The organism is Acidiphilium sp. MT5 (genome assembly GCF_054767495.1).
Genome location: NZ_BAABMR010000003.1, coordinates 97,983 through 113,585 on the forward strand (window position 1 = coordinate 97,983; position 15,603 = coordinate 113,585).

Below are 15,603 nucleotides of genomic sequence, written 5' to 3' on the forward strand. Positions count from 1 at the left end.
TAACGCGATTTTATCGGAATGTTCGCGTCTATCGTGTGGGATCGATTGCTGAAAACCCTGCGCCGCGCTGAAACGGAACCGTTTCCAGACGCGCCGGCGCGCCGTGTCAGCGGCATGGCGGAGCGTCCGGCGGCGGCGCCGACGCCAGCGCCTGCCCCCGTGCCGCAATCGATGGATGGGCTTGGTTTGGGCGATGCGGGCTTGGATCATGTGCCATTTCCCAGCACCGGGCCGTTGGGTCATCGCGCGCGGATGCGCGAGCGCTTGTTGGAGCGTGGTGCCGAGTCGCTGGCCGATTACGAGCTTTTGGAAATGCTGTTGTTTCTCGCCTTCAAAAAGGGCGATACCAAACCGCTCGCGAAATCATTAATCAACCGATTTGGCTCTTATGCCGGCGTGCTGGTGGCATCGCCCGAGCTTTTGGCCGTCGAGCCGGGCGTGGGACCGCATAGCGTGGCGGCAATCAAATTGGTGCAGGCCTCGGCGGAGCGCTTGGCGCGGGCGGAATTGGCGGATCAGCCGATCTTGAACAATTGGGATCGGTTGATCGATTATTTGACCATCGCCATGGCGCGCGAGCCGATCGAGCAATTTCGGATTTTATTTCTCGATAATCGCAATCGGCTGATCGCCAACGAAATCGCCTCCCGCGGCACGGTCAATCACACCCAGGTTTATGTGCGCGAAGTGGTCAAGCGGGCGTTGGAATTGCACGCGACGGCATTGATTTTGGTGCATAATCACCCCAGCGGTGACCCAACGGCCTCGCGGGATGACATCGCCATGACCGCCGAGATCGAGCGGGCCATCCAGGTGATGGATATTGTGCTGCATGACCATCTGATTATCGGCAAAGGCCGGTTTCTGAGTTTCCGCCAAGAGGGCCTGATTGGCCGTGCGGCAGGCCGGGCATGAGCATCGCCCGCATCCAGAGCTTCGCCTTCGCCGGGATTGAGGCGATGAAGGTGGAGGTGCAGGTGCAAATCGCCCCCGGCTTGCCGGTGTTTTTGATCGTCGGCCTGCCTGACAAGGCGGTGGCCGAATCGCGCGAACGGGTGCGCGCCGCCCTCACCGCGATGGGGCTGGCACTCCCGCCGCGCCGGGTTCTGGTCAATCTGGCGCCAGCGGATCTGGCCAAAGAAGGCAGCCATCTCGATTTGCCAATCGCCCTTGGCGTGCTGACGGCGATGGATATTTTGCCCGTCGATGAAATGGCGAATTTCGCCGCCTTGGGAGAATTGTCGCTCGATGGCAAATTGGCGCCGGTCAGCGGGGTGCTGCCGGCGGCGATTGCCGCGTCAGCGCGCGGGCTTGGCCTGATTTGTCCCGCGCAACAGGGCGCTGAGGCGGCATGGGCCGGGGATATTGGCGTGCTGGCGCCACCGGATTTGCTGGCCTTGATCAATCATTTCAAAGGTGAGCAGATTTTGTCGCCCCCGCCGCGCGGCATGCTCGATCAGCGTGATCCGGGTGGCGATTTGGCCGATGTGCGCGGCATGGAAACCGCTCGGCGCGCTTTGGAAATTGCGGCGGCGGGTGGGCATAATTTGCTGATGATCGGCCCGCCAGGGGCGGGCAAGACCATGCTGGCGTCGCGGCTTGCGGGCTTGCTTGCGGATTTGACCCCGCGTGAGGCGCTGGAAGTCAGTATGGTGCATTCGGTGGCAGGAATGCTGACCGAGGGGCGGTTGATCACGCGTCCGCCATTTCGCGAGCCGCATCATTCCGCCAGCCAGGCGGCGATTGCCGGTGGCGGCAACCGCGCCAAGCCAGGGGAGATTTCGCTGGCCCATTGCGGCGTGTTGTTCATGGATGAATTGCCGGAATTTCCCCGTGCGGCGCTCGAAGCGCTGCGCCAACCGCTGGAATCAGGCCGCACCACCGTGGCCAGGGCAGCCGCCCATGTCACCTATCCGGCGCGGTTCCAATTGGTCGCGGCGATGAACCCCTGCCGCTGCGGGCATTTATTCGATCCCGCCCGCGCGTGTGGCCGCGCGCCGCGCTGTGGCGAGGAATATCAGAGCAAAATCAGCGGGCCGCTTTTGGACCGGATTGACCTTGTTTTGGAAATCAGCCCGATCCCACCATCGGAATTACTGCACGCCCCACAAGGCGAGACCAGCGCAATGGTCGCGGCGCGGGTGCGTGCTGCCCGCGCCCGTGCCCAGGCGCGGGCGCAAGATTATGCTGAACTCGCCGGTGGGGCCGTGGGTGGGGCTGCGCCGGATCTGCCGGCCAATAATGCCAACGCGCCAACCGATCAGATCATCCTGCTCCCCGAAGCCAAGGGCTTTGCCGAGCAGGCGGCGGAGCGGCTGCGCCTCTCGGCGCGCGGCTTCACCCGGGTTTTGCGGGTGGCGCGCACCATCGCCGATTTGGCCTGCGTCGATCAGGTGCGGCGGGTCGATGTGGCGGAGGCGCTCGCTTATCGCCACCGCATGGCCGGGCGGGCGAATGTGGCCAGCCTGCCGGGTCCAGCGGCGCAGCGCCGAGGCTCATAGCGCGAGGGCCGCACCGTCACGCAAAATTTGCTCCGCTGCCGGTGAAAATCCGTTGGTGTCGTGGAGCGTCAGACCGGCGAGCAGCCGCAACGGGCTGCGGCCCTGCAGGCACCCTTGCACGATCATGAGTTTGGCGGGCCGCCCGGCGCGGGGCCAAAGTGGCATGATTTTCAGCGCGCCGATATGGGCCGTGGTGCAGCCCTGCATGAATTCCGGCAATCGGCTGGCGGGCAGGATCAGCGTGATTGTGCCGCCGGGGCGCAGCAGGCTGGCGAGGGTGGTGATCCAATCCTGCAGCCCTGGTACGGAGATCGCGCGAGCCAGGCGGCGCAGCGGATCGGGTGAGGCGGTGTTGGCGGGATCAAACCAGGGCGGGTTGGCCATGACATGGTCAAACCGGCGACGCGCCAGCGGGGCCGCGATCAGATCACCGACCAGGATGGCGCCGGTGGAACAATGATTGGCCCGAAGATTGGCGGCAGCGAGGGCAGCGAGGGTTGGCTCGCGTTCCAGCCCGATCCCGATGCCAAGCTCGACCCGGTGAGCGAGGCAAAGCAGCCCCGCCCCGGCGCCGGTCCCGGCTTCAAGAATGGTCGCGCCGGGTTTGGCCGGAATGCTGGCCGCGAGCAGCACCGGCTCGATGCCGGTGCGATGGCCGGAATCGAGCTGGTGATAGATGATTTTCCCGCCAAGGAGTGTTTGCTGGGCTGCCATGCTTAACTGACTTGCGCCTCGCGCAGCACCCGGCGGGCTTGATCGGCCTGATCGCGCGGCACGGCGAGGCGGCGCGGAAAGGCGCCGATATTGCCTTCGACGGCGGCGATGTGCTGATCGAGCAGCACCGGGTTCAGCCCAGCGTCGCGCAAGAGAGCGATCAGAAAGCTCAGCCGGATTGGGTCGGTCGAGGTGGTGATAATTTCCATTTGGCTTGACCCTATTTCCTTCGAGCCGATATTCTGTGTATCGGATCGGTTTAACAAGAGCGGGTTTATTTGTGGACGGCATCGTAGCACCTGATCGCGACCCTTTGACCGACGAAAACCCTGCTTGCGCAGATGCTTTGACGCGCCTGTCGCAGGTGCTGCACGCCGATTTGGCGGCGACCAATCAGACGATTTTGACCAATATGGCCAGCGATGTGCCGCTGGTGCCGCAATTGGCGGCCCATATCGTGGCGGCGGGCGGCAAAAGATTGCGGCCTTTGTTGACGCTGGCGGCGGCGCGGCTCTGTGGTTATCAGGGGGCGCGGCATATCGGGCTGGCGGCTTGTGTGGAGTTCATTCACACCGCGACGTTGCTGCATGATGATGTGGTGGATGACAGCCATTTACGGCGCGGTTTGGCCAGTGCCAATGCGGTGTTTGGCAATAAGGCCCCGGTTTTGGTGGGGGATTTTCTGTTTGCCCGCGCTTTTGAGCTGATGGTGGCCGATGGTTCGCTCGATGTGCTGCGGATTTTATGCCGGGCGTCCGCGACGATTGCGGAGGGTGAGGTGTTGCAACTGGCCACCCAGAATGATCTCAGCACCGATATTCCGCGCTATTTCAAAGTGATTGAGGGTAAAACGGCGGCGCTGTTTGCGGCGGCGTGCGAGGTGGGCGGGGTGATTGCGGGGGCTTCGGCCGAGCAATGTGCTGGTTTATCGCGTTATGGCCGGGCGCTGGGGATGGCGTTTCAATTGGTGGATGACGCGCTCGATTATGCGGCGGATCAGGACCAGCTCGGCAAGAATGTGGGCGATGATTTTCGTGAGGGTAAGCTGACTTATCCGATTTTGCTGGCCTATCAGGCGGGCGACGCCCACGAGCGGGCTTTTTGGCAGCGCACGATTGAGCAAAGTGAGCAGGGCGAGACTGATTTGGCCGAGGCGATGGCGCTGATCGCCCGGCATGATGCGATTAACGGCACGATTGCGCGGGCGGCTGCGTTTGCGGCCGAAGCGCGAGCGGCGCTGGAGCCTTTGCCGGCCCATGAATTGCGCGATTTATTGGCGGTGGCCGCCGATTATGCGGTGGCGCGGAATCACTGAATTTTGGCTATTGGCGGGCGGCGATAATTAGCGCCTCGGCGGTTTCCCCATCCAGAGCGATTGCGTTTTCGGCGGTGGCCCGGTCAAAGCCGGCGCGGGCTAAAATGCCGAGGGTTTTCAGCCGGTCACCGGGGCCGAACGGCGGCAAGCGGCGGCGGCGCAGCAAAATGCAGGCGCTAGCGAGATCGCGCGCCGGGTCCGGCGGGAGGGCGCTGGCGGCGAGATCAGGATTGATCCCTTTGGCGGTGAGGTGAGCGAGGCTGGCATTGCGTGATTTGCCCGATCGGGCGAGGCGGCGGGCGCGGCTTTCAGCGAAGGCTTGGTCGTTCAGGGCGCCGAGGCTGCGGAGTTGGGCGATCAAACTGGGCAGGCTGGCGCGGGCGGTTTGTTGGGCGGCCTCGATGAAATCGGTTTCGAGCCCGGCTTGCTCAGCGGCGCGGGCCCATCTGGTGATGCGGCGGGTGAGGATTTGGTGGAGATTGGCCTCGCTGGCGGCAAAACGGGCCAAATGGGCCAGGGCGGCTTCGCGCAACCGGGCGGCGTCGGGCGGCGGGCCGAGGGGGCTTTTGTCGCGTTTCATGGTCTGTTCCTGCCATGCGGTGGGGCTATGCGAAACCCCCCGCTTGACCGCTCTCAGCGGGGGGCATAGTGCCAGGGGATCGCACACGGATCATTCAAGGAGAATTTCCGATGGCCAAATCCCCCGTTCGTATCGCGGTGACCGGCGCTGCCGGCCAGATTGCGTATGCGTTGATTTTTCGCATTGCCAGTGGCGCGCTGCTTGGCCCTGATCAGCCGGTTATTTTGCACCTCCTTGATCTGCCGCCGATGCAAGGTGCGCTCAAGGGCGTGATGATGGAGCTTGAGGATTGCGCTTTTCCGGCGTTGGCGGGGATGGTGGCGACCGATGATCCGATGGTTGCGTTTAAGGATATTGATATCGGGTTTTTGGTCGGTGCCCGCCCGCGTGGCAAGGGCATGGAGCGGAAGGATTTGCTGGGCGCCAATGCCGAGATTTTCACGGTGCAGGGCCGGGCGTTGAATGCGGTCGCCAAGCGCAGCGCGCGGATTTTGGTGGTGGGCAATCCGGCCAATACCAATGCGTATATTGCGATGAAGTCAGCACCTGATTTGTCGCCTGATTGCTTCTCGGCGATGATCCGGCTCGATCATAATCGGGCGGTTTCGATGCTGGCCAGCAAGGCCGGGGTGGCGGTGGCCGATATTGAGAAAATGGTGGTGTGGGGCAATCATTCGCCGACCATGTATCCGGATTACCGGTTTGCGATGGCGGGTGGGCGTGCATTATCGGCGTTGATTGGTGATGAGGCTTGGAATCGAGACGTGTTTATCCCGACTGTGGGCAAGCGCGGTGCGGCGGTTATTGAGGCGCGGGGCGCGTCATCGGCGGCGTCGGCGGCGAATGCGGCGATCGATCAGGTGCGGGATTGGGTGCTGGGTTCGCAGGGCAAATGGGTCTCGATGGCGGTTGCCTCGGATGGCAGCTATGGCGTGCCCGAGGGCATCATGTTTGGCGTGCCGGTGACGACGGCAGGTGGCGTGGTGACGCGGGTGACTGGGCTGGCGATGGATGATTTCGCCAAGGAACGGTTTGCGATTACGCTGAATGAGCTGAAAGAAGAGCGCGGCGCGGTGGCGCATTTGCTCGGCTGATCGGCGACGCAGCGGCCCGTCGCTTTACGGGCCGCTGTTTTTTGGCATAGATGTTGTTATATCGTAACAAAATGGACGTGGGTCGGAGTTATGCTGCTGATTTTTGATAAAAACTGGGGTGGCGTTGGGGGAAATTGAGGCGATCCGGCGCGGGGGCTGGGTGCGCCCAGGCGCGGCGTGGTTTATGGCGGCGGCGGATGCGTGGCGGGGTGTGGTGGGGTGCGGGGAGCGCAAGGCCGAGCAGGTGGCAGAGCGGGCGCAGGATGCGTGCGAGGCCGGGATTATGATTGAGCAGGCGGGAAAATTCCGGTTCGCCGATCAGGCGGTGCAGCCTATCGGTGGCGGCGGCGATGCCGGGGCGGGGGATGAGTTTCGGCAGCCAGCCATGGGCGCGCGGGAACAGGATTGGGCGGGTGAAGCTGTGCGCGATGAGGATTTTTGCGGCTTGGCGCGGCGTGATTCCGGGATTGGCGGTGGGGTTAGCGCGCGTTGGGGTGTTTGGTTTGGAGGATTGCGGCGGCGCCCCGGCGGCGGCGCGGGCGGTGAAGCGCCAGCCGATGCGGTGGACGCGGTTCCAGACCATGACGAGCAGGCGGCCGAACAGGCGGACTTCATAGCCATCGCTGGTGATGGCACGCAGAAGCTGGTGCATGATCCGGGTGAAGCGGACGGCCAGATGCTGATGGGTTTGGGCCGTGTGCATAAATACTAACATTGCATAAGCGGCCTTGGGTGCGCAAGGGCAATTTTGGAGGGGTGATGGTGTATCAGGTGGCGATTGCGGGTGGGTATCAGGTGATCTTGTGCTGTCGGGGCATGAAGCTGTAGGAATGTTTGAAGCGAACATTCGGATAAAATCAATAAAAGTTCACTTTAGCCGCGGCTTGTAGGGAGATGATTTTGTTTCAGCGCCTATTATTGGCCCGTCGGTCCATGGTTTCTCATAAGATGGGGCAATTGGGCTTGGCCGCTGCGGTGATCCTGGTTTGGCTTGGAGCCTGCTGGTATCGGGTGCCGTCGCCACAGTCTTTATGGTTCTATGACGCGCCAGTTTATCTGAGCATTGCCTATGATATTGATCATTTTCATCGGTTTACCGATGGTACCGGGTGGAGCACGCCGAGCGTCGATCCATCCCGACCGTCAGGAATGGCCCGTACCCCCCTTTACCCGTTTTTTCTGGCTGCGGCGGCGGAGCTTGATCCCACGTTCAAACAATCGTTGGATTGTTTGGTGCAACACGGTGCTGCTTCGACTTGCCCACAGCGCGCCCCTCTGCCGCGCGCCCTACAATTTACGATGACTGTTCTGGTTTATTTGATGTTATGGCTCATTGCTATTCGTGTGACTGGGTCAAGAAAGGTAGGATGGCTGTCTCTGGGCGTTGGGCTGATCGCGGCGCCGGTGCTGATACGAAGTGTTAACGTATTAATGACCGAGACGCTAACCTTATTTTTGACCACAATGGCGACGCTGGCAGCGGTTGAGATGTTGACGGGGCGACATCGCTTGAGATGGGCGGTTGTTTCTGGGATTGCCGTTGGTCTGGCGGCGTTGTCTCGTCCTCCCTTCGCCTATTTTTTACCGTTTGCCGCGGTTGCTGTGGCCATGATGATTGTCTTTGGCTCTCGACAGTGGCGTCACGCGATGACTTTAGTGGTTTTCTTGGTGGCGAGTGCCTGTGTGATCACGCCGTGGATTGTGCGCAACAAAGTTATTCTAAATGATCCTGCATTGACTGCTGGATATGCTCAGTTGGCTCTCACCCAGCGCATTGCGTATGATGCCATGAGTTGGAAGCAATTTTCTGTTTTCAGCCTCTGCTCGCTGCCTGACGGGACGGGTATGGGAAGCCTCTTGGTCAAGCCAAACGCATGTGCGAAATTTGGGTATGATGGAACCCCGAACGGCTTTTACTCAATAGGCTCAACCACCCTGTTAAAACATATCGCTATTGCCGCCGGCGGAACGGCCAATGAGGCTCGTTACGAGGTTGTTCATTACATAATTTATGATCCGGTATGGCACGCCATTGTCTCGATCCCGATGGCGATGAGGGGGTTGTGGATTGATCATTATTGGGGTTTTCTGTTGGCGATATTTTGCATACGTTTAACCGTTCGGGCATTGCGGGCTTTTGACGCGCCAATGCTGGCCGTGACGCTACCTGGATGGTTCATGCTGGCTTTTTACGCCGCACTTTCGGCGAACCAAATGCGTTATAATTTGATGCTCATTATTCCGTTCGCCATTGCAGGTGGCATGACAATCAATAGTTTATTGACGAAATTCAGATGGGTCCGGCCTGCATTTCCGTCGTGTCAATCCGGAGCGGGGGTGTTGGGTGCATGAATTTGGCGTGGGTTCGAGGTGAGCTGGTTACGTTTGGAAATTTCGTTTGGTTCTGGGAAATTGGATGCCTGTGAGATGATATTTTGGTGATGTATGAGGTTGAGCTTGCTGATGGCTATTCGATTAGTGATGACCGGGGGCGGTTGGATATGGGGTTTATCCAGGCGTCATTGGCCAGCACCTATTGGGCGGCGGACCGTCCGGCGGCGTTGACCGAGCGAAGCTGGGCGCATTGCCTGGGTTTTGGGCTTTATGACCGTGCGGGCCAACCGGTTGGGTTTGGGCGGGTGCTGACGGATTATGCCTTGCGTGCGCATATTGGCGATGTTTTTCTCCACCCGGCGCAGCGCGGCTTGGGGCTTGGCAAGGCGCTGATTGCCAGTATTTTGGCGCATCCAGCACTCGCCTCGGTCGAGGCTTGGACGCTGACGACGGCGGATGCGCATGGTTTGTATGAGCGGTTTGGGTTTCGGCTGGCGGAGCCGGATGGCAAATGGATGGTGATGGGGCGTGGGGTGGGTCACCAACGATAATCCGTTTGTTTCAGGTATTACGTTGATTGGTGAATAATCAATTGTTAAATATCTTAAGCAAAACACTTATTAACTCATTGCCTTTTATCGGTGGCGGTTCGTTTTAGTTCCATTATAGTTGCGCGGATGGTGCTGCGGCCCGCCCTGGCGGCGGGTAAAAGCGGAGGAGCAAAATCATGAGGGCCATGGCGGGGAGGGCGGCGAGGATTGAAAATTCGTAGAAGGGCAGCCAGCCGAGACGGTGGGCGATGAGGCCGGAGGCGCCGCCGATGGTGCGGAGCGACAGAGCGGCGGCGGAGGAGAGGAGGGCGTATTGGGTGGCGGTGTAGTGGCGGTCGCACAGGCTGGAGAGGTAGCTGAGGAAGGCGGCGCCGGCGATGCCTTCGGCGAAGGATTCGGTGATGGTGGTGATCAGCAGCATGTGGGGGAAGTGGGGGTAGAGGCCGAGGAGGGGATACATAGCGAGGGCGGCGGTTTGAAAGATGCCTGCGGCGAGCAGGGCGCGGCCAGTGCCGAGGCGGGCGACTGCGGCGCCGCCGAGGGCGGTGCCGGCGAGGGTGGCGGCGAGGGCGGGGATGCCGGTGGCGATGGCGATGGCGGCGCGGTTGAAGCCGAGATGGGTGTAATAGGGGGCGAGCATGACGCCCGCGAGGGCGTCGCCCAGATAGAACAGGATGATGAAGGCGAGGATCAGCGGCGCGCCGGGGCGGGTGAGGAATTGGGCCAGCGGATCGATCACGGCGGCGCGAAATTGGGCGGCGATGGAGCGCGGGGCGGTGGCGGCGGGTGGCGGTGGTTCGGTGGCGAGCAGGGTGGCGATGATGCCGGCGAGTTGCAGCGGGACCATGAGCAGCAGGGCGGCGTGCCAGCCGATGAGGGTGGAGAGGGCGATGACGCCGGCGCCGGAGATCAGCATGGCGGCGCGATAGCCCCAGACATAGCCGGCGATGGCGGTGCCCATGGCGGGGAGGGCGAAAAATTCGATGCGCCAGGTATCGATCATGATGTCTTGGCTGGCGGAGCAAAAGGCGACGAGGGCGCCGAGGCTGAGGGTGAGGGGAAGGTTGTGGGCGGGATGGCTTAAAGCGAGGCCGAGAATGGCGGCGGCGAGGCTGAGCTGGGTGATCAGCAGCCAGCTTCGGCGGCGGCCCAGGGCGCGGAACGGGGGTGGCGCGCGGAAATGATCGAGCGCGGGCGCCCAGAGGAATTTGAGCGAGTAGGCGATGCCGAGATTGGCGGTGAGGCCGATTTCGGCGAGGGGCAGATGGGCGCGGGTGAGCCAGAGGCGGAGGGTAAAGCCGGATAGAGCGAGCGGCAGGCCGGAGGAGAAGCCGAGCAGGGTGATCAAGCTGAGGGTTTTGGCCGTGATCGGGTGATCGGTGGGGGTGGGCGGCCCGGGGTGCGGCCCAGGGAGCGACGGGGTGCTCACATGCGTTTGACCGTGTAGACCTGTTCCAAGGCGCTGGCGATGGCGTTGCCGTGGCCCGCGTCACGGGCTTCGACCATGATTTCGAGGGTGGCGGCTTGGACGGTGGGCGAGGCGAACAGGCGCTGATGGACGACTTCGAGGATATTGCCGCCTTGGGCGCTGATGCGGGTGGCGATGTCCGCCAGGACGCCGGGGCGATCGGGGATTTCCATCAGCACGCGCAGCAGGCGGCCATCGCGCAGGAGGTTGCGCAGCAAAGTGTTGGCGAGGATGCGCGAGTCGATATTGCCGCCGCAGATGGGCAGGGCGACGCGCTGGCCTTTGAAGCGTGCGGGGAAGGTGAGGATGGCGGCGAGGCCGGCGGCGCCCGCACCTTCGGCGACGAGTTTGCCTTCCTCGATCAGCATGGCGATGGCTTGCTCGACGGCGGCTTCGGGGACGACCAGGATTTCGGCTTGATGGGCGCGCAGGATGGCGAGGGGCAGGCTGCCGATATCGCGCACGGCGATGCCTTCGGCGATGGTGGCCCCGCCGACGGCGACTTGTTGGCCGGCGAGGGCTTGGGCAAAACCGGCATAGGTTTCGACCTCGACGCCGAACACTTGCATATGTGGGGCGCGGGCGCGGGCGGCGATGGTGCAGCCGGCGATAAAGCCGCCGCCGCCGGTGGGCACGATCATGGCGTCCAGATCGGGTTGGTCGGCGATGATTTCGAGGGCGATGCTGGCTTGGCCGGCGATCACGGCGCGGTCGTTATAGGGGTGGACGAAGACGAGGCCATCGCGCGCGGCGAGGTGGTAGGCGTGGTCTGAGGCTTCGGCAAGGGTTTCGCCGTGCAGCACCACATTGGCGCCCCAGGCGCGGGTGCGGGTGACTTTGGTGGTGGGGGTGAACAGCGGCATGACGATGGTGGCGGCGATGCCGGCGAGGCGGGCGTGGCGGGCGACGGCTTGGGCGTGATTGCCGGCGGACATGGCGATGACGCCGCAGGCGCGCTCGGCTGGGGTGAGCAGGGCGATGCGGTTGGCGGCACCGCGTTCTTTGAAGGCGCCGGTGGCTTGCAGATTTTCGAGCTTGAGAAAAATCTCGGCCCCGGTGGCGCGCGAGAGGGCATCCGAGCGGATCAGCGGGGTGCGCAGCACCGAGCCTTGGATGCGTTCGGCGGCTGCATCGATCTCGGCGAGGGTCGGCGGGTCGCCCGCGACCGGGCTTGGGGCGCGGTCAGCCACCGAAGCGGATCGTCAAGATTTCGTAGGAGCGATCACCGCCGGGGGCGGGGACGGAGACGGTATCGCCGGTTTTTTTGCCGATCAGGGCTTTGGCGAGCGGGGCGGTGATGGAGAGGCGACCGGATTTGATGTCGGCTTCGTGCAGGCCGACGAGCTGGTAGGTCACTTCGCGGTCCGCTTCCTCATCGTAGAGGGTGACGAAGGCGCCGAATTTGACGCTGTCACCGGAGAGGGAGGCGATGTCGATCACTTCGGCGGAGGAGATGACTTCTTCGAGCTCGGCGATGCGGCCTTCGATGAAGGATTGGCGCTCGCGCGCGGCGTGATATTCGGCGTTTTCCGAGAGATCGCCGTGGCTGCGCGCCTCAGCGATCGCGCGGATGATGGCGGGGCGTTCTTCGGACTTGAGATGGCGCAGCTCGTTTTCGAGCGTTTGCAGGCCAGGTCCGGTCATCGGAAATCTTTGCACGTCTAATCCTTAACGCTTGCCCGATCGGGTTGAGTGGGCGAGAGGCTGGAGGTTGGCAACAAGACAGGTTTTTTAGCCGGGGCGGTGCAAAAACTGCCCCGGGTCATCAGAACGAGGAACGAAAATACGACTGAAGCGGCGCAACATCAAGGTGACCCGCCGCGAGGGCGGAAATGGCGTGCGAGGCGGCGCGCGCACCGGCGATGGTGGTGAAGTGCGGCACGCCGTGGGTGAGGGCGGAGCGGCGGATATCGAAGCTGTCGGCGACGGTTTGCGCGCCGGAGGCGGTGTTGATGACGAGGTCGATTTCGCCGGAGCGAATGGCATCGACGCAATGGGGGCGGCCTTCGAGCACTTTATTGACCGGCTCGGCGGCGATGCCGGCGCTGGCGAGATGGGCGGCGGTGCCCCGGGTGGCGCGGAGTAAAAAGCCGAGTTCGGTGAAGCGGCGGGCGATGGGGATGATGGCGGATTTATCGGCATCGCGCACGGAGAGAAACACCGTGCCCGCTTGCGGGAGTTTGACGCCGGCGCCGAGTTGGGCCTTGGCGAAGGCGCGGGCGAAGCTGGCATCCAGCCCCATCACTTCGCCGGTGGATTTCATTTCCGGGCCGAGCAGGACATCGACGCCAGAGAAGCGGGCGAAGGGGAAGACGGCTTCTTTGACCGCGACATGGCTGCGCATGACGTTGGGATCGAGATTGAAAGCGGCGAGTTTTTCGCCGGCCATCACCCGCGCGCCGATTTTGGCGACCGGGATGCCGGTGGCTTTGGCGACGAAGGGGACGGTGCGCGAGGCGCGCGGGTTGACTTCGAGCACATAGACATTGTCGCCGCCCGCTTGGTCGCGCTGGATGGCGAATTGGACATTCATCAGCCCGACCACGTTGAGGGCTTTGGCCATGGCTTCGGTTTGGGCGCGCAATTCATCGATGATGGCGGGGGAGAGCGAATAGGGCGGCAGCGAGCAGGCGCTATCGCCGGAATGGATGCCGGCTTCTTCGATATGTTCCATCACGCCCGCGACATAGACGGTTTCGCCATCGGCGATGCAATCGACATCGACTTCGATGGCGTCGTTCAAATAGCGATCGATCAGCACCGGGTTGGTGCCGGAGACCACCACCGCCTCGCGCATGTAGCGGCGCAGATTGGTGAGGTCATAGACGATTTCCATGGCACGCCCGCCGAGCACGTAGCTGGGGCGGATGACCACGGGGAAGCCGATGCGCGCGACGATGGCTTCGGCTTCATCGGCGGAGCGGGCGATGCCGTTTTCGGGCTGGCGTAGGCCGAGCTGGTGCAGCAGGGTTTGGAAGCGCTCGCGGTCTTCGGCGATGTCGATGGCATCGGCGGAGGTGCCGAGGATCGGGATGCCGGCGGCGGCGAGGGCTTGACTGAGTTTCAGCGGGGTTTGCCCGCCATATTGCACGATGCAGCCGAGCAACTGGCCGTTGGCTTGTTCGCGCTTGATCAGGGCCAGCACGTCTTCGGCGAATAAGGGTTCGAAATAGAGCCGGTCGGAGGTGTCGTAATCGGTGGAGACGGTTTCGGGGTTGCAATTGACCATGATGGTCTCAAACCCGGCATCACGCAGGGCGTAGGCGGCGTGGACGCAGCAATAATCAAACTCGATGCCTTGGCCGATCCGGTTGGGGCCGCCGCCGAGGATCACGATTTTGGTGCGCGCACTGGGTTCGGCCTCGCAATGAGGGGTGCCGAAGCCGCCTTCATAGGTGGCGTAGAGATAGGCGGTGGCGGAGGCGAATTCGCCGGCGGTGCTATCGATGCGGCGATAGGTGGGGATTACGCCGAGCCGTTGGCGGGTGGCGGCGATGTCGGGTTCGGTGAGGCCGGACAGGGTGCTTAGTCGTTTATCGGACAGGCCAAGGGCTTTGAGGGCGCGCCAGCCATCTGCGTCATCGGGCAGGCCGTGGGCGCTGACGTGGTTTTCGGCCTCGATGATCACAGCGAGCTGCTCGATGAACCAGGGGTCGAATTTGCAGGCGTTATGGATGTCCGCGACGCTAAGCCCGGCGCGCAGGGCGGAGGCGGCGATCAGCAGGCGATCCGGGCGCGGGGTGGAGAGGGCGGCGCGATAGGCGTCATGCGTGCCATCGCCGGGGGGTTCGATCGGGTCGAGGCCGGCATAGCCGGTTTCCAGGCTGCGGAGGGCTTTTTGCAGGGCTTCGGGGAAGCTGCGGCCAATCGCCATGGCTTCGCCGACCGATTTCATGGCGGTGGTGAGCAAGGCGGGGGTGCCGGGGAATTTTTCGAAGGTGAAGCGGGGAATTTTGACCACGACGTAATCGATGGTCGGCTCGAAACTCGCGGGTGTGACTTTGGTGATGTCATTGCGCAATTCATCGAGCGTGTAGCCGACGGCGAGTTTGGCGGCGATTTTGGCAATCGGAAAGCCGGTGGCTTTGGAGGCCAGGGCCGATGAGCGCGAGACGCGCGGGTTCATCTCGATCACCACCATGCGGCCATCGGCGGGGTTGATGCCGAATTGCACGTTGGAGCCGCCGGTATCGACGCCGATTTTGCGCAGGCAGGCAATCGAGGCGTCGCGCATGATTTGGAGTTCGCGGTCGGTCAGGGTCAGGGCCGGGGCGACGGTGACGGAATCGCCGGTATGCACGCCCATCGGGTCGATATTTTCGATGGAGCAGATGATGATGCAATTATCGGCGCTGTCGCGCACGACTTCCATTTCATATTCTTTCCAGCCGAGCACGCTTTCTTCGATCAGCACTTCGGTGGTGGGGGAGGCGTCCAGCCCGCCGGTGACGATTTCGAGGAATTCGCTCCGGTTATAGGCGATGCCGCCGCCGGTGCCGCCGAGGGTGAAAGAGGGGCGGATGACGGCGGGCAAGCCGACGATCTCCAGGGCGGCCTTTGCCTCATCGAGCGAGTGGGCGATGCGGCTTTTGGGGCTTTCGATCCCGATTTCGGCCATGGCGTCGCGGAATTTGAGGCGGTCCTCAGCGCGATCGATCACGTCGGCTTTGGCGCCGATTAATTCGACGCCGTGCTTGGCCAGAATGCCGGATTTGGCCAAGGTCATCGCGGTATTCAGCGCGGTTTGGCCGCCCATGGTGGGCAAGATTGCGTCTGGGCGTTCTTTGATGATGATTTTTTCCACCATTTCGGGCGTGATCGGCTCGATATAGGTGGCGTCTGCTAATTCCGGGTCGGTCATGATGGTGGCGGGGTTGGAATTGACCAGGATGACGCGGTAGCCTTCCTCGCGCAGGGCTTTGCAGGCCTGGGCGCCGGAATAATCGAACTCGCAAGCCTGGCCGATGACGATGGGGCCGGCGCCGATGATCAGGATCGAGTGCAGGTCGGTGCGCTTGGGCATCAGGTGGCTCCGTGGGGGCAGGC

At 62.6% G+C, this 15,603-nt stretch carries 14 protein-coding genes; 6 read left to right on the forward strand and 8 right to left on the reverse strand.

Annotated features, from left to right (window positions below; genetic code table 11):
* Nucleotides 1-18: 18 nt before the first annotated feature.
* Both radC and ACYUCQ_RS04520 read left to right on the forward strand, forming a co-directional pair.
* Entirely contained in the window at nt 19-915 is an 897-nt protein-coding gene (gene radC / locus ACYUCQ_RS04515; protein WP_460253313.1) for a RadC family protein, read from the forward strand.
* Nucleotides 912-2,501, forward strand: a complete 1,590-nt coding sequence (locus ACYUCQ_RS04520) for a YifB family Mg chelatase-like AAA ATPase (RefSeq protein ID WP_460253314.1) — start codon at nt 912-914, stop codon at nt 2,499-2,501. Before radC ends, ACYUCQ_RS04520 begins: the two co-directional genes overlap by 4 nt.
* Here the strand turns inward: ACYUCQ_RS04520 and ACYUCQ_RS04525 are convergent.
* The gene (locus ACYUCQ_RS04525) at nt 2,496-3,215 is read right to left on the reverse strand and encodes a tRNA1(Val) (adenine(37)-N6)-methyltransferase (protein WP_460253315.1); all 720 of its coding nucleotides are present in this window, start codon (nt 3,213-3,215) and stop codon (nt 2,496-2,498) included. The two genes, ACYUCQ_RS04520 and ACYUCQ_RS04525, sit on opposite strands and share 6 nt — an antisense overlap.
* A gap of 2 nt (nt 3,216-3,217) precedes the next feature.
* Nucleotides 3,218-3,424, reverse strand: coding sequence for a putative signal transducing protein (locus ACYUCQ_RS04530; protein ID WP_460253316.1), 207 nt, complete (start codon nt 3,422-3,424; stop codon nt 3,218-3,220).
* A 104-nt stretch (nt 3,425-3,528) separates the two neighbouring features.
* Here ACYUCQ_RS04530 and ACYUCQ_RS04535 point away from each other — a divergent pair, with 104 nt between their 5' ends.
* Nucleotides 3,529-4,530 carry a polyprenyl synthetase family protein gene (locus tag ACYUCQ_RS04535; protein WP_460253317.1) on the forward strand — a complete coding sequence of 334 codons (1,002 nt, stop codon included), beginning with the start codon at nt 3,529-3,531 and terminating at the stop codon, nt 4,528-4,530.
* Nucleotides 4,531-4,537: 7 nt separating this feature from the next.
* Here the strand turns inward: ACYUCQ_RS04535 and ACYUCQ_RS04540 are convergent, their stop codons facing one another.
* Nucleotides 4,538-5,110 (reverse strand): regulatory protein RecX, encoded by a 573-nt coding sequence (locus ACYUCQ_RS04540; protein WP_460253318.1) that lies wholly within the window; start codon nt 5,108-5,110, stop codon nt 4,538-4,540.
* A 110-nt stretch (nt 5,111-5,220) separates the two neighbouring features.
* Between ACYUCQ_RS04540 and ACYUCQ_RS04545 the strand changes: the two genes are divergently transcribed.
* The gene (locus tag ACYUCQ_RS04545; protein ID WP_460253319.1) at nt 5,221-6,204 is read left to right on the forward strand and encodes a malate dehydrogenase; all 984 of its coding nucleotides are present in this window, start codon (nt 5,221-5,223) and stop codon (nt 6,202-6,204) included.
* A gap of 88 nt (nt 6,205-6,292) precedes the next feature.
* Here ACYUCQ_RS04545 and ACYUCQ_RS04550 read toward each other — a convergent pair whose 3' ends face one another.
* On the reverse strand, nt 6,293-6,907 hold the full coding sequence (locus tag ACYUCQ_RS04550; RefSeq protein ID WP_460253320.1) for a hypothetical protein: 615 nt from the start codon (nt 6,905-6,907) through the stop codon (nt 6,293-6,295).
* A gap of 230 nt (nt 6,908-7,137) precedes the next feature.
* Here ACYUCQ_RS04550 and ACYUCQ_RS04555 point away from each other — a divergent pair, with 230 nt between their 5' ends.
* Both ACYUCQ_RS04555 and ACYUCQ_RS04560 read left to right on the forward strand, forming a co-directional pair.
* Complete coding sequence (locus tag ACYUCQ_RS04555) at nt 7,138-8,556, forward strand: hypothetical protein (RefSeq protein ID WP_460253321.1); 1,419 nt, start codon at nt 7,138-7,140, stop codon at nt 8,554-8,556.
* A gap of 89 nt (nt 8,557-8,645) precedes the next feature.
* Nucleotides 8,646-9,089 (forward strand): GNAT family N-acetyltransferase, encoded by a 444-nt coding sequence (locus tag ACYUCQ_RS04560; RefSeq protein ID WP_460253322.1) that lies wholly within the window; start codon nt 8,646-8,648, stop codon nt 9,087-9,089.
* Between the two features lie 112 nt (nt 9,090-9,201).
* Here the strand turns inward: ACYUCQ_RS04560 and ACYUCQ_RS04565 are convergent, their stop codons facing one another.
* From ACYUCQ_RS04565 to carB, 4 genes are all read right to left on the reverse strand, one after another.
* Nucleotides 9,202-10,518 carry an AmpG family muropeptide MFS transporter gene (locus tag ACYUCQ_RS04565; protein WP_460253323.1) on the reverse strand — a complete coding sequence of 439 codons (1,317 nt, stop codon included), beginning with the start codon at nt 10,516-10,518 and terminating at the stop codon, nt 9,202-9,204.
* Nucleotides 10,515-11,747 carry a threonine ammonia-lyase gene (locus ACYUCQ_RS04570; protein ID WP_460253324.1) on the reverse strand — a complete coding sequence of 411 codons (1,233 nt, stop codon included), beginning with the start codon at nt 11,745-11,747 and terminating at the stop codon, nt 10,515-10,517. Before ACYUCQ_RS04570 ends, ACYUCQ_RS04565 begins: the two co-directional genes overlap by 4 nt.
* Nucleotides 11,740-12,216 (reverse strand): transcription elongation factor GreA, encoded by a 477-nt coding sequence (gene greA, locus ACYUCQ_RS04575; protein ID WP_460253325.1) that lies wholly within the window; start codon nt 12,214-12,216, stop codon nt 11,740-11,742. Before greA ends, ACYUCQ_RS04570 begins: the two co-directional genes overlap by 8 nt.
* Before the next feature lie 106 nt (nt 12,217-12,322).
* The gene (gene carB / locus ACYUCQ_RS04580) at nt 12,323-15,580 is read right to left on the reverse strand and encodes a carbamoyl-phosphate synthase large subunit (RefSeq protein ID WP_460253326.1); all 3,258 of its coding nucleotides are present in this window, start codon (nt 15,578-15,580) and stop codon (nt 12,323-12,325) included.
* Nucleotides 15,581-15,603 lie beyond the last annotated feature (23 nt).

What these genes read in the sequence shown, in the direction of transcription:
- ACYUCQ_RS04545 (WP_460253319.1), top strand. Translation starts at nt 5,221, where the DNA reads ATGGCCAAATCCCCCGTTCGTATCGCGGTGACCGGCGCTGCCGGCCAG.
- ACYUCQ_RS04555 (WP_460253321.1), top strand. Translation starts at nt 7,138, where the DNA reads ATGGTTTCTCATAAGATGGGGCAATTGGGCTTGGCCGCTGCGGTGATC.
- ACYUCQ_RS04530 (WP_460253316.1), bottom strand. Translation starts at nt 3,424, where the DNA reads ATGGAAATTATCACCACCTCGACCGACCCAATCCGGCTGAGCTTTCTG.
- ACYUCQ_RS04520 (WP_460253314.1), top strand. Translation starts at nt 912, where the DNA reads ATGAGCATCGCCCGCATCCAGAGCTTCGCCTTCGCCGGGATTGAGGCG.
- ACYUCQ_RS04525 (WP_460253315.1), bottom strand. Translation starts at nt 3,215, where the DNA reads ATGGCAGCCCAGCAAACACTCCTTGGCGGGAAAATCATCTATCACCAG.
- carB (WP_460253326.1), bottom strand. Translation starts at nt 15,580, where the DNA reads ATGCCCAAGCGCACCGACCTGCACTCGATCCTGATCATCGGCGCCGGC.
- ACYUCQ_RS04560 (WP_460253322.1), top strand. Translation starts at nt 8,646, where the DNA reads ATGTATGAGGTTGAGCTTGCTGATGGCTATTCGATTAGTGATGACCGG.
- radC (WP_460253313.1), top strand. Translation starts at nt 19, where the DNA reads ATGTTCGCGTCTATCGTGTGGGATCGATTGCTGAAAACCCTGCGCCGC.
- ACYUCQ_RS04550 (WP_460253320.1), bottom strand. Translation starts at nt 6,907, where the DNA reads ATGCACACGGCCCAAACCCATCAGCATCTGGCCGTCCGCTTCACCCGG.
- ACYUCQ_RS04540 (WP_460253318.1), bottom strand. Translation starts at nt 5,110, where the DNA reads ATGAAACGCGACAAAAGCCCCCTCGGCCCGCCGCCCGACGCCGCCCGG.